Origin of the sequence: Binatus sp. (SeqCode) (assembly GCF_050013435.1) — a bacterium.
Taxonomy (GTDB): Bacteria; Desulfobacterota; Binatia; order Binatales; family Binataceae; genus Binatus.
In genome coordinates this window covers 1-13,296 of record NZ_JBEKFG010000088.1, presented here as the reverse complement: position 1 = coordinate 13,296, position 13,296 = coordinate 1, and the positions used below count along the sequence as shown (strand labels likewise).

Genomic DNA, 13,296 nt, shown 5'->3' with positions numbered 1-13,296 from the left:
TAGGAGGCTGAGCGGCCCGCTCTTAAGGCCTCGGGTATGGTCGCATGAGCCGGCGAGCAATCGACGGCCTAGAGGAATGATCGCCGCCCGCAAGGGCACAGAACCCGGCTTACAGACTCACTCCGGTCCTTTCAGGCAACGTGCAATGTGCCCGCGTCGTGCAAGGTGCGGGCATCGCCAACACAGCCGGCTTTTTCGGTGAACGTGTTTTTTCAGGCAACGTGCTTTTTCAGTGAACGTGCAATGTGCCCGCGTCGAGGATGCTGCGGGCATCGGTAACACAGCAAGCCTTTTTTCAGTGAACGTGCAATGTGCGGGCGCCATGCTGGGGACGGGGATCGGCACAACAGCCGGCACATTGCACATTCACTGAACAAGGTGCGCGCCACCGGTGCCCTGAAAAATGCGCAGTCGCGATGCTGCCGCCTCGAGCGGTTTGAGAATCGCGGTGCCTGAGGTCACGTAGCGGGAGACGCGCGAGAGCGCGGCCAGGTCGCGCACGCCGGCTTCGATTTCCGGCGCGATTGCGAGCTTGACGCCGGGCGGAAGTTCGCGCGCGAAGGCCGCGACGCGCTCGATGTCGTCGAGGGTCCGGTCGCGATAATCCTCGAAGTGATGGACCAGCCGGCCGAATCCGGCGCCGTTCCCGTCGTCTCTGGTGAGCGACGAACTCAATTCCGAAATTTCCGCGAGATGACTCAACGGACGCTCGGCCGAATCCGCGATGGCCGACCAGGTGCGCTCGTCGAGGAACCGATTGATCACTATTGCGGCGAGCTTGAGCCCCTCGGAGTCCATCTGGCCGAGCAGCTCGCGCGCCTGGCGGATGCGATCGGGTTCCGCCGTCGTCACCATCACGAACCGGACGGCGGGCGAATGCAGCAGCGCTTCGGTTTTGTGCAGACGATCGATAATTGCGTCCATGCTCTCGGCGGCGGCGGCGAAGAAATCCGTGATGGTCGAAAGCACGTTGGCACCGGCAAAGCGCTCGAGCTCGCGCACGACAAATCGCGCGGCCTTGCTGGCGACCTTCATCGCAATCCGCCCGGCAGAGAGCGACGGCGTAAACAGCCATCGCGCCGTCCGCGAATCGAGCAGGCGAATGAACCGCGCGGGCGTCTGCAGGAACTCGAAGGAGTGCGACGCGGGGGGAGTGTCCACGACTTCGAGCTCGAAGGCGCCGGTCTGATGGAGATCGTAAAGTTGCTGGAGCGCGGCGAAGGCCTCGGAGCCGGCGAACTCGGCGGTCAGGCTTTTGTAGAATGGATTGTCGAAAATTCTGCGGCGCGTCGCCGGGTCGGCAACCAGGCGCTCGACGATGGCGTCCCAGGCGCCCGTCACGTCGAGCATCATCGCGGAGAGCCGAAGCTGGCGGTCGAGTCCTGCCGCGGCAAGCTGCCGGCCGCCGATTCGGGTTGGCAGGCCGCCCAGGTGCGCCAGGCCGAGCGCGTCACGCAGGCGCTCGGAAGGATCGACGGTTATCACCGCGGTGTTGAGATTGGCGGATGCGCCTGCCAGTCCCAGCGCAGCGGCAACCGTCGTCTTACCGACGCCGCCGGTGCCGAGCAGAATCGGAATCGAGCCCTTGGTGAGCAGGTCTTTCAAGTATCAGCTCCGTTTTCAGGGTCACGATAGCAGGCGCGGCGCCCGGGCGCATCGCAGGACAACGGTTGTCCTCGCGAGCTGTAAGAATGCCGGCAGTCGATTAGACGGCTTCGCGGATGGGGGATAGAATCCTCGCGGGGGAACCAGGGATGGAATTGATTGCTGCATTGATTGCCGGCGTGGCGCTGGGAGCGTTGATTGGATGGCTCTTTGCGCGCGCAAACGCCGCCGGCGCGATCGCGACGGCGGCGCAGGAACGCGCCCAGCGCGAAGACCTTGCCAGGGAGCTTGGCGAACTGCGCGACAAATTGGCGATAGCGCAGTCAGAAAAAGTCGCAGCAGACACGGAGCTCAGGAATGCAAAAGAGAGAATCGAGCAGGAACGCGCGCTGCTCGATGACGCGGAAAAGAAACTGACGGACACGTTCAAATTGCTCGCGGCCGATGCGCTGCGCACCACGTCGGATGACTTTATCAAGCGCGCCGACGAGAAGTTCCGCGCCGAGCGCGAAACGGCGGGCAAGGATTTCGAAGCGCGGCAAAAGTCGATCGATGAACTGGTCAAGCCGGCGCGCGAGTCGCTGACCAAGCTCGACGGCGAACTGCGCAGAATCGAGAACGATCGGCGCGAGTCGCAGGGGAATCTCAAGTCTCAGCTCGAGTCGCTCGGCGCACAGACCGGCAGGCTGGTCGACGCTCTCAAAACGCCCGTGGTCCGAGGCCGATGGGGCGAAGTTCAGCTTCGCAACGTGGCGGAGATCGCCGGAATGACCGACCATTGCGACTTCTTTGAGCAGGAAAGCGTCACGACCGATGACGGGTTGCTGCGCCCCGACATGGTTGTGCGCCTGCCCGGTGGAAAGAATGTGGTGGTCGATTCGAAGGCGCCGCTGAAGGCTTACCTGGAAGCATTGGAAGCGGTGGACGATGCGGCGCGCAGGATCAAGCTCAAGGAGCACGCATCACAGATCCGCAAGCACGTCGAGCAGCTTAGCTCGAAGTCGTACCAGGACGCGCTGAAGCCGACGCCGGAATTCGTCGTTCTTTTTCTGCCTGGCGAGATGTTCTTCAGCGCGGCGCTGCAACAGGATCCCGCGCTAATCGAGGACGCCGCCGCGAAGAAGGTCGTGCTCGCCTCGCCGACGACGCTGATCGCCGTGCTGCGCGCGGTCGCTTACGGCTGGCGTCAGGAGCGACTCGCCGAAAATGCCGAGCGCATCAGCGCGCTCGGGCAGGAGCTGCATGAGCGAATCGCGACGATGGCAGGGTACTTCGCCGACTTGGGCGGAGCGTTGGACAGGGCGTTGCGCGAATACAACCGCACGCTGAGCTCGCTGGAGTCGCGAGTTCTGGTCACCGCGCGCAAGTTCCGGGATCTCGGCGTCGCGAGCAAACAAGAGATCGCGGACGCGGAGTTTATCGAGACCGCGAGGCGCGAGCTTCCGGCGTCGATGATTGACGAACCGAGGAAGGGGTGAAATCGCGCTGGCGTTTTTCACTTACTCGAGCTCGGCGTCCGACGGGGGCGGGGGCTTGAGTTGGCTGCGCTCCTTGCCCGCGACGATCCATCGCTCGACTTCGTGACGCTCGCGCTTGAGGAAGCCCGCAACTGCGCGCCTGAGATCCGGGTTGGAGACGTAGTGGATGCTGCGGGTGAGTGCGGGGTCGAAGCCGCGCAGCCATTTGTATTCGCCGCCGGCGCCGGGCTCGTAACGCTGAATGCCGCTGCGGATCGAGTGCTCGATGCCGGCGTAGTAGCAGACGTTGAAGTGCAGGAAGCGGACCTCGCGCAGGCATCCCCAATAGCGGCCGTACATCACGCCGGCCTTGGCCAGGTTGACGGCGCCGGCGATCAGTTCGCGTCCCGCGTACGCGCCGATGAAAACCATGTTGCGCTTGAAGGATTTGCCGATGAGGTCGAAAAATTCCTCGGTGAGATAGCGACGGCCCCAGTAAAGCTTTTCGATCGTCGAGCAATAGATTCGATACATCTCGGGGAACATCCGATCGGGAATTTCTTCGCCCGCGACGACGCGGATGTGGATGCCCTGTTCGTCCATCGCGGCGCGTTCGTGGCGGACGGCGGTGCGCCGCTTGTGCTTGAGGCGGGTGAGATAATCGTCGAAGGTCGCGAAGCCCGCGTTATGCCAATGGTACTGATAGCCGAGCCGCTCCATGAATCCGATCGGCGCGAGCGCGGCAGCTTCGTCGGGCTGGCAAAAATTGACGTGCACACTCGACAGCTTGTTGTCCTCGCAGATGGAGGTGAGCGCGAGGCCGAGCAGATTGATGAGGCCGGCTCGATCGGCGCCCGGCGCGGTCAGAAATCGGCGTCCGGTATGCGGGGTGAACGGCACGCCGACCAGAATCTTGGGGAAGTAGCCGATGCCGGCGCGCTCGGCCGCGTCGGCCCATCCATGGTCGAAGACGAACTCGCCCATGCTGTGAGTTTTGAGGTAGAGCGGGGCTGCGGCGACGATTCGTTTTCGGCGCAGCTCTCGAACCACGAGATGATACGGGGCCCATCCGGTGCTGCGCGCAGCCGATCCGGAGTGCTCCATCGCATACAGCCAATCCCATTCGACGAACGGGGAATCGTCGGGGGCGAGCAGGGCGTCCCACGCCGCTTGGGGAATTTTGTCGATTCCCTCGACGATCGCGACTTCGAGCCTGGGCGCGGAATCATTCATGGCAAAGTTTCAATCCCATCGCGTGAGCAAATCACAACGGTCAAAATATCAGACTTATCGCAACCGAATCGAATTTTGCCGGATGCTCACCAGCCCTGCTCGAATTTGGTATTATATACGTCAGACGGAGTGAGGCGCTCCGAGCGACTGAGGTGCGATGGTAGATTTCGTGCGCAAGCGGATGTTTTCGGCGCGAATCACCGGCGCTGACGGCGACGGCGATGGCCGGCCTGGCGGCGGCGATATCGCCACCGAGCGCAAGACCCGCACCAAGTCGAAGACCGCCAAACCGCCGCTGTACAAGGTCATCTTGCTCAACGACGATTACACGCCGATGGAGTTCGTGGTCGAAGTGTTGAAAGCGGTGTTTCACAAGCAGCATGCCGAGGCGACCCGAATCATGCTCCACGTGCATCAGAACGGGATGGGCGTGGCGGGCGTATATCCATTCGAAGTCGCGGAGACCAAGACGCATACCGTCGAAGAACTCGCGCGTGAGTCCGAGTATCCGCTCAAGTGCGTGATGGAAAAGGAGTGAGCAGGCGATAGCATCGATGGCTGCGTCGAATAACAACATCATGATCAGCCGCGAACTGCAGGTGACGCTGCAACTCGCGATGAGCGAAGCCGTCAACCGGCGTCACGAGTTCGTGTGCCTGGAGCATCTGCTGTTCGCGATGCTCCACGACGTGACGACGACCGAGATACTGAAACATTGCGGCGCCGATCTGGACGGGCTGCGGCGCAAGCTGGCGCATTACCTCGACGAGCAGGTCGAGCGGATGCCCAAGGACGAGGAAGTGTCGCCGCGCTACGCGATCGGGGTGCAGCGGGCGCTGCAGCGGGCGGCGTTGCACGTGCAATCGGCGGGGCGGCAGGAAATCACGGGCGGCAACGTGCTGGTCGCGATGTTCCATGAAACCGAATCGCCGGCGATTTTCTTTCTGCAGGAGCAGGGCGTCACGCGCTTCGACGCGATCAATTTTATCTCGCACGGGGTTTCGAAGGCGGGCGCGGAAGACGACGAGGACGGCGAGGAATCGGACAAGGACTCGATCGATCACGAGGGACATGAGCACGAAGGCGGCGACGAAGAAGGCGAGCGCAAGCTGTCGCCGTCGAAGGCGCTCAATACTTACGCGATCAACCTGGCCAAGCGCGCGGCGGACGGAAAAATCGATCCGCTGGTCGGCCGCAAGAAAGAACTCGAGCGCGCGGTGCACGTGCTGCTGCGCCGGCGCAAGAACAATCCGGTCTTCGTGGGCGAGGCAGGGGTCGGCAAGACCGCGCTGGCCGAGGGACTGGCGCTGGCAATTCATAAGGGCGATGTGCCCGACGCGCTCAAGGGCGTCGAGATCTACGCGCTCGACATGGGCGCGCTGCTGGCGGGGACGCGGTTTCGCGGGGACTTCGAGCAGCGGCTGAAGGCGGTCATCAAGGCGGTGGTCGGCGACTCGAAGCGGATTTTGTTCATCGACGAGATTCACACGATAGTCGGCGCGGGAGCTGCTTCCGGCGGGACGATGGATGCGTCCAACCTGCTCAAACCCGCACTGGCGTCGGGCGACCTGCGATGTATCGGATCGACGACTTACCAGGAATACAAGCGCTCGTTCGACAAGGACAAAGCGCTGGCGCGGCGCTTCCAGCGAATCGACGTGGTCGAGCCGACGCAGGACGAGACGGTGCAGATACTCAATGGCATCAAGTCGTACTACGAGAAGCATCACAACGTCCGCTACACGAATTCGGCGATCAGGTTGGCGGTCGAACTGTCGGCGCGATACATCAACGACCGGTTCCTGCCCGACAAGGCGATCGACGTGATGGACGAGGCCGGAGTCGCGGGGCATTTGCGCGGCGCCGCAACGACGGAACCGGCGACGGTGGGCACCCGCGACGTGGAGCGGACGGTGGCGCGGATGGCGAAGATTCCGGAGCGGACGGTGTCGGCGACCGATCGCGGACGGCTGCAGACGCTCGACGAGGATATGAAGCAGGCGGTCTTCGGCCAGGACGAGGCGATCAACTCGGTGGCGCGCGCGATTAAGCTGGCGCGCTCGGGGCTGAGCCATCCCGACAAGCCGGTCGGCGCGTTTTTGTTCGCCGGACCGACGGGCGTGGGCAAGACCGAAGTCGCGCGGCAACTCGCGAAGGTGATGAGCGTCGAGTTCATCCGCTTCGACATGAGCGAGTACATGGAGCGGCACACGGTGTCGCGCTTGATCGGCGCGCCGCCGGGATACGTCGGCTTCGATCAGGGCGGATTGCTCACCGACGCGATCAACAAGACTCCGCATTGCGTGCTGCTGCTCGATGAGATCGAAAAGGCGCATCCCGATTTGTTCAGCATCCTGTTGCAGGTGATGGATCACGCCACGCTCACCGACAACAACGGGCGCAAGGCGGATTTCCGCAACGTGATTCTCGTGATGACGACTAATGCGGGCGCACAAGAACTGTCGCGCGCGATGATCGGCTTCCACGGCGGAACCGGCCAGGGAAATCCCAAGAACGTGCTCGAGAGGATGTTCGCGCCGGAGTTCAGAAACCGGCTGTCGGCGACGATCGAATTCGCGCCGCTCAGTCCTCCGGTTATGGAACGGGTGGTGGACAAGTTCATCGCGGAACTGCAGGAGCGCCTCGACAAGCAGAAGGTCCGGCTTACGGTGACGCCGGCGGCGAAGAAATGGCTGGCGGAACATGGTCACGATCCGCGCTTCGGCGCGCGCCCGCTGGGGCGGTTGATCGAAAACGAGATTGCACGCGAGCTTGCGGACCAGGTGCTGTTCGGCAAGCTGACGAAGGGCGGCAAAGCGACGGCGGACCTCGACGGCGACAAGCTCGCGTTTTCGTACGAGCCCAATCCGACGCGTCAGCCCGCGCCGGTGGCGTGATCTAGTTAACCGTCAATCCCGCTTCGGTGAGGCGATGCTCGAGAATCGGGAGGCGGTCGTGACCCCAGAACGGTTCGCCGTCGAAGAAGAACAGCGGCACGCCGAACACGTAGTCGGCAGCGGCCTCGTCCTGAGCGCGCTGATAGGCGATGGTGCCCTCGCCTGAAAGATATTTGCGATAGTCGTTGGCAGACATGCCGAGGCTTGCGATTACCTCCGCGACCGCGTCGGGCTGGTCGGCCTCGAGTTCGCGGCGAAAGAACATCTCGAAAACTCGACGGCTGTAATCGAGCAGGCGGCCGTGCTTTTCCGCGAAGAGGCCGCCGATCAGCGCCGGCGTCGTGTCGTAAACCTTCGACGGCCCTCGAATGACCAGGCCGCGCGGCTTGGCCCATCGCCGCGCGTCGAGATACGAGTATCGCGCCTTGTGTTCGGAGTAGAGACTGCGCTCGCCTTTGCCCTTGATTCGAAGCTGGAACGGAATCCATCGCAGCCGAATCCGAAATCGATTTTCGAGCGCGAAGGCGGGATCGAATGCGAGATAGGCGAACGGACTCTTGTAGTCCGAGTACATCTTCACTTCATCCGCTTGCATGAGATCGATCCCGCGCCGCGCAATTTTCAGATCGGCTGAGCGAATTTTTGCAGCACGGTCGGATGCACCCATTCGGGGCCGCCGGTTTCGGGATGATCGATGTTGTAATGCAAGCCGCGCGACTCACGCCGGGTCATCGCGGATCGCACGACCAGCTCCGCGACCTTTGCCAGGTTGCGCAACTCGATCGTGTCGGCGTCGAGCAGGTGGTCCCAGTAGTAGCTGTGGATCTCCTCCTTGATTAACTCGATGCGGCGAAGCGCGCGCTCGAGTCGCCGGTCGCTGCGCACGATGCCGACGTAGTTCCACATCAGGCGGCGAATCTCGTCCCAGCTCTGGGTGATCATCACGCGCTCCTCGCTGCGGATCGCGCGCCCGGGATCCCACTCCGGAAACTCAGGCGGCGCGCCGCCTCCCGATGCGACGATATCGCGCGCCGCGGCAAACCCGCGCCGGCCCATCACGGCGGCCTCGAGCAGCGAGTTCGAGGCGAGCCGGTTGGCGCCGTGCAGCCCGGTCATCGCGACCTCGCCGGCCGCGTACAGGCGCGGGATCGAGGTGCGTCCGTCGAGATCGGTCTGCACGCCGCCGCACATATAATGCGCCGCGGGCACCACCGGAATTGGTCCTTTGGTCAGGTCATATCCAAAGCTCAAGCATCCCTTGAAGATATTCGGGAACCGCCGCCGGATGAAATCGGCGTCGCGGTGGCTCAAATCGAGATACACGAAGTCCAGCCCGTGACGTTTCATCTCGGAGTCGATGGCGCGCGCCACGATGTCGCGCGGCGCCAGCTCGGCGTCGGGATGGTAGCGCTTCATGAACGCGGTGCCGTCGGGCAATTTCAGAATCGCGCCCTCGCCGCGAAGCGCCTCCGAGATGAGAAACGACTTGGCGGCGGGATGATACAGGCAGGTGGGATGGAACTGGTAGAACTCGAGGTTGGCGACCGCCGCGCCCGCCCGATACGCCATCGCGACGCCGTCGCCCGACGCGATATCGGGATTGGTGGTGTAGAGATAGACCTTGCCGGCGCCGCCCGTCGCCAGCATCGTGGCGCGCGAAATCACTTTGCGGATTTCGTGAGTGCCGCGGTCGAGCGCGTAGACGCCCCAGCATGCGCCCGGCTTTCCCGCGGTGGGATTCTCGACCAGCAGATTGACCGCGATGTGATTTTCCAGAGTGCGGATGTTCGGCCGCGCGGCGGCGGCCTCGGTCAGCGCACGCATTATTTCGCGGCCGGTCAGATCCTGCGCGTGAAGCACGCGGCGATGGCTATGCCCACCCTCGCGGCCCAGGTCGTACTCCTGTTCGCTGTCGTCGTGGCCGCCGGCCTCGACCCGGGTGAAGCGAGTGCCGAGCCGGATCAATTCGCGCACCGCCTCGGGACCCTCGCGAATTATGGTCTCGACCGCGGCGCGATCGCACAAGCCGGCGCCCGCCCGCAGCGTGTCCTCGATGTGCGATTCGAACGAGTCGTGGACGCTCCACACGCTGGCGATGCCGCCCTGCGCGTAGGCGGTGTTGGCCTCGGAGCTGCCGGCCTTGGTGAGGACGGTGACCGTGCCGGCTTCGGCCGCCTTGATTGCGAAGGTCAGGCCCGCGATGCCGCCGCCGATAACCAGGAAGTCGGTGGACAGTTGCGCATTATGCCTCATCAGGTGGCCTCGGTCGCGCCGGCGGGAGAGTCGCGAAGCGCGCGTTGTGTCAAAATGACGCTACTCGGTCTGCGCTCGGCCAGTCAAGGCGATCGAGCGGCTGCGATTTGCCACCTTGAATCGATTCAAATATTCTCGAAGGTGGGATTGCGGTGAAAAACGAAACCTTCGCCGCGCAGTTTCGTAGAGTTGAAGACAGGCCAAGCCCGTGCCGATGACGCCGCCAAATATTGTCACGCTGCTGCGGATCGCAACCGCGCCGATCCTGATCTGGATCCTGATGTACAGCGGGCCGGCCGCTTCGTGGCTTGCGGCCGGGGTGTTCCTGATCGCAACGGTCAGCGATTTTTTCGACGGCTACCTCGCGCGCAATTACGACTCGGTCACGACGCTCGGCAAGTTTCTCGATCCGATGGCCGACAAGCTGGTGGTCGCGACGGTGCTGATCATGCTGGCCGGGATGGCGCGAACGCCGCACGTGCCGGCGTGGATGGTGGTGGTGCTGGTGACGCGCGAAATAATGGTGACGGGACTGCGCGCGGTGGCGGCGGCCGAGGGGTTGATCGTGGCGGCCGAGGAGCTGGGCAAGTACAAGATGGCGTTGCAGTCGATCGCGATTGAGGGTCTGCTGGTTCATTACACGTATTGGCACGTCGATTTCTTCGCCGCCGGGATGTTCGTGCTGTGGATCGCGATGGCGGTGAGCGTGTGGTCGTGCGTGGATTACTATGTGCGCGTGGTCGTGGCGCTGCGGCCAAAACCAATCGCCGCGGCGGGCAAGCGGGCGGCGATTTGACAGGCGCCGGCGCGCCGGATAATCAAATGGATTCATCGCGCCGGTTTGGAGAGCGGGTGTAGCTCAGTTGGTAGAGCGCGTGCTTGCCAAGCACGAGGTCGTCGGTTCGAAACCGATCACCCGCTCCATGTAAATCGCCACAGACGGCCTCTCCCGGTTGCGCAATCCCGGGGAATCGATTGCACATCGCAGCGGGAGACGAGGTCTCTACTCCATGGCCGAGAAAGTAAGCGCGCTTGCCGGAAAGCCCGTCGATCAATCGCAACTGGTCGATATCCCCCGGTTGATCACCGCGTACTTCGCCTGCAAGCCCGACGCAGGCATTCCTGCGCAACGAGTCGCGTTCGGCACCTCGGGGCATCGCGGCTCCTCGCTGGACAGCGCGTTCAACGAAGCGCACATCCTGGCGATCAGCCAGGCGATTTGCCTCTATCGCAAAAGTCAAAATATCAACGGTCCGCTCTACCTCGGGATGGACACGCATGCGCTTTCGGTCCCGGCGCTGGCCAGCGCGCTCGAAGTGCTGGCTGCCAATGGGGTCGAGACGATGGTCGATAGCGCGGGGGGATACACGCCGACGCCGGCGATCTCGCACGCGATCCTGACCTACAATCGCGGGCGCAAGAGCGGGCTGGCGGACGGGATCGTGATCACGCCGTCGCACAATCCGCCGTGCGATGGCGGCTTCAAGTACAATCCGTCCAACGGCGGCCCGGCTGATTCCACGGTCACCGACTGGATTCAGAATACCGCCAACGAATTTCTCAAGGCCGAGCTGGCCGGGGTGCGGCGCGTTGCGTACGAGCGGGCGCGCACGGCGGCGACGGTTCATCGCCACGATTACATCGGCGCTTACGTCGGCGACCTGGGCAACGTCGTCGACATGGAGTCGATCCGCGGCGCGGGCGTGCAGATCGGAATCGATCCGCTCGGCGGCGCCGCGGTGCATTACTGGCCCGCGGTGATCGAAAAGTACGGAATCAAGGCGACGGTGGTCAGCGACGTGGTCGATCCGACGTTTCGCTTCATGACCGCCGACTGGGACGGGAAGATCAGGATGGATTGCTCGTCGCAGTACGCGATGACGCGCTTGCTGGCGATTCGCGATCGCTTCGACGTCGCGTTTGCCAACGACACCGACGCGGACCGGCACGGAATAGTCACTCGCTCGAGCGGACTGATGAATCCGAATCACTATCTCGCGGTTGCGATCTCGTACCTGTTCCGCAACCGCACCCGATGGCGCAAAGATGCGGCGGTCGGCAAGACGGTGGTGAGCAGCGCCATGATCGATCGCGTCGCGGCGAGCATCGGACGCAAGCTCGTCGAGACTCCGGTGGGCTTCAAGTGGTTCGTGGACGGGCTGATCGATGGTTCGGTCGGATTTTGCGGCGAAGAAAGCGCCGGCGCGTCGTTCTTGCGCACCGATGGAACCGTGTGGACCACAGACAAGGACGGACTCATCCTGGGCCTGCTGGCGGCCGAGATGACCGCGCGCACGGGGCGCGACCCCGGCGCGGCGTACAACGACCTGACGCGCGAGTTCGGTGCGCCGGCGTACGAGCGTATCGACGCGCCCGCTACGCCAGCGCAGAAGGAAATTCTGAAGAAGCTGAGCCCCGCGCAACTCAATGAGCGCGAACTTGCGGGTGAGAAAATCGTCAAGACATTGACCGTGGCGCCCGGCAACGGAGCGGCAATCGGCGGAATCAAGGTGATCGCGGAGAGCGGATGGTTCGCGGCGCGTCCGTCGGGCACCGAAGAGGTCTACAAGATATACGCGGAGAGCTTTCGCGGGGTGGAGCATCTGCATCGGATTCAGGCCGAGGCGCAGGAACTCATCGCGCGAGTCTTCAAGCAGGCGCAATCGGCGGCCTCGGCGCCCACCGGCGGCAACTGATGTGCGGACGATTCACAATCACGCGCCGCGACGGCAATTCGCTCGCGGCCGAGCTCGGCGTCCCGGCGGACTCGTTCGTCGATTATCGGCCGCGCTACAACGTCGCGCCGATGCAGAAACATTTCATAGTCAGGATCAAGTACGAAAATCGCGAAGTGATTCCCGCCAGGTGGGGCCTGGTCAAGAGCGGCGCGAAAGACGCCAGCATGGCCGCCAAATGCATCAACGCGCGGTCGGAGACGGTCGAGGCGCGGCCCGCATTTCGCGACGCGTTCCACAAGCGGCGATGCGTGGTGCCGGCCGATGGATTCTTCGAATGGACCGGGCCGAAGACCGCGCGACAGCCGGCCTGGTTCCATCGCGACGATGGCAGGCTGGTCCTGTTCGCCGGACTTTACGAGGCGTGGCAGAAGGAGCCGAGCGTGTGGGAGACGACGTTCACGATTATCACGACGACGGCCAACGCCGTGGTCGGGCAGTATCACGATCGGATGCCGGTGATACTGGCAGATCGCGACGCCGACGACTGGATGGATCCGCGCGCGGCGGACGCGCTCGCGCTCAAGCGGCTGCTGGTTCCCGCGCCCGCTGACTTGCTGATCGCGACTCCGGTCTCGCCCAAGATCAACAATGTACGTAACGATTCGCCCGAGCTGCTGGAGCCCGCCGGACAGACTCTCCACTGAGTCGGTCGATCCGAAGCGGGCAGGCGGTCGGCGAAGGTCAATAGAACGCGCGCTCGACGCGAAAGTCAGACTGCGATGGATGCGAATCTGAGCGATCGAATCGAGCTGGAAAGGGCAAATTCTACCACCTGTAGTGGTTTTGGGACGGCTCCGCTCTAAGGGTAGTTTCGTTCCGTCAAAAATTATTTCTGCCGGATGCGGGGCTCGCGCGATTTTGGGCGAGCCGGGCGAGCACGGGATATCCTGGCGGTTGACCATAGCGTACGGATAGCACGCGATATCGGCGCGGGGCAGGCTGAACTAGTTCATCCACGAACGAAGGAAGAATCGCCTGCGCGGCGGGCGGCAGGGGTGACCCCTTGTATCTTGCCGTCAGCATCGCAAGATGGATTTGAACTTGGGCGCGGCAGACCGAGAACCCCTGGGTCCGCAAAGAGCGAGACCGCGGTGCAGCGCGGGTCGCCGCGCC

The 13,296-nt window shown here is 63.3% G+C and carries 10 protein-coding genes and 1 tRNA gene; 7 read left to right on the top strand and 4 right to left on the bottom strand.

All coding sequences use genetic code 11. From position 1 onward, the window contains the following. Positions 1–366: 366 nt before the first annotated feature. The gene (locus ABSB13_RS14855; RefSeq protein ID WP_428109957.1) at positions 367–1,605 is read right to left on the bottom strand and encodes an ArsA family ATPase; all 1,239 of its coding nucleotides are present in this window, start codon (positions 1,603–1,605) and stop codon (positions 367–369) included. 149 nt (positions 1,606–1,754) lie between these two features. On the opposite strand from ABSB13_RS14855, the gene ABSB13_RS14850 reads away from it, so the two are divergent. Beyond that, complete coding sequence (locus tag ABSB13_RS14850) at positions 1,755–3,083, top strand: DNA recombination protein RmuC (RefSeq protein WP_428109954.1); 1,329 nt, start codon at positions 1,755–1,757, stop codon at positions 3,081–3,083. A gap of 21 nt (positions 3,084–3,104) precedes the next feature. Here the strand turns inward: ABSB13_RS14850 and ABSB13_RS14845 are convergent, their stop codons facing one another. Next, complete coding sequence (locus ABSB13_RS14845; protein WP_428109952.1) at positions 3,105–4,295, bottom strand: GNAT family N-acetyltransferase; 1,191 nt, start codon at positions 4,293–4,295, stop codon at positions 3,105–3,107. Positions 4,296–4,452: 157 nt separating this feature from the next. Here ABSB13_RS14845 and clpS point away from each other — a divergent pair, with 157 nt between their 5' ends. Next, on the top strand, positions 4,453–4,833 hold the full coding sequence (gene clpS / locus ABSB13_RS14840) for an ATP-dependent Clp protease adapter ClpS (RefSeq protein WP_428109949.1): 381 nt from the start codon (positions 4,453–4,455) through the stop codon (positions 4,831–4,833). A gap of 16 nt (positions 4,834–4,849) precedes the next feature. Then, positions 4,850–7,192, top strand: coding sequence for an ATP-dependent Clp protease ATP-binding subunit ClpA (clpA, locus tag ABSB13_RS14835; RefSeq protein ID WP_428109947.1), 2,343 nt, complete (start codon positions 4,850–4,852; stop codon positions 7,190–7,192). A 1-nt stretch (position 7,193) separates the two neighbouring features. Here clpA and ABSB13_RS14830 read toward each other — a convergent pair whose 3' ends face one another. After that, entirely contained in the window at positions 7,194–7,859 is a 666-nt protein-coding gene (locus tag ABSB13_RS14830; RefSeq protein WP_428109945.1) for a 2-hydroxychromene-2-carboxylate isomerase, read from the bottom strand. Beyond that, positions 7,814–9,445: an L-aspartate oxidase gene (nadB, locus tag ABSB13_RS14825; protein WP_428109942.1), complete on the bottom strand. Its 1,632-nt coding sequence runs from the start codon at positions 9,443–9,445 to the stop codon at positions 7,814–7,816. Before nadB ends, ABSB13_RS14830 begins: the two co-directional genes overlap by 46 nt. 214 nt (positions 9,446–9,659) lie before the next feature. Here nadB and pgsA point away from each other — a divergent pair, with 214 nt between their 5' ends. The 4 genes from pgsA to ABSB13_RS14805 all read left to right on the top strand — a co-directional run bounded on the left by pgsA (position 9,660) and on the right by ABSB13_RS14805 (position 12,827). Beyond that, complete coding sequence (pgsA, locus tag ABSB13_RS14820) at positions 9,660–10,241, top strand: CDP-diacylglycerol--glycerol-3-phosphate 3-phosphatidyltransferase (RefSeq protein WP_428109940.1); 582 nt, start codon at positions 9,660–9,662, stop codon at positions 10,239–10,241. Positions 10,242–10,293: 52 nt separating this feature from the next. After that, a tRNA-Gly gene (locus ABSB13_RS14815) sits at positions 10,294–10,369 on the top strand. Positions 10,370–10,455: 86 nt separating this feature from the next. Beyond that, on the top strand, positions 10,456–12,141 hold the full coding sequence (gene pgm / locus ABSB13_RS14810; protein ID WP_428109938.1) for a phosphoglucomutase (alpha-D-glucose-1,6-bisphosphate-dependent): 1,686 nt from the start codon (positions 10,456–10,458) through the stop codon (positions 12,139–12,141). Beyond that, on the top strand, positions 12,141–12,827 hold the full coding sequence (locus ABSB13_RS14805) for an SOS response-associated peptidase (RefSeq protein ID WP_428109935.1): 687 nt from the start codon (positions 12,141–12,143) through the stop codon (positions 12,825–12,827). The genes pgm and ABSB13_RS14805 overlap by 1 nt, the downstream gene beginning before the upstream one ends. Positions 12,828–13,296: the final 469 nt, after the last annotated feature.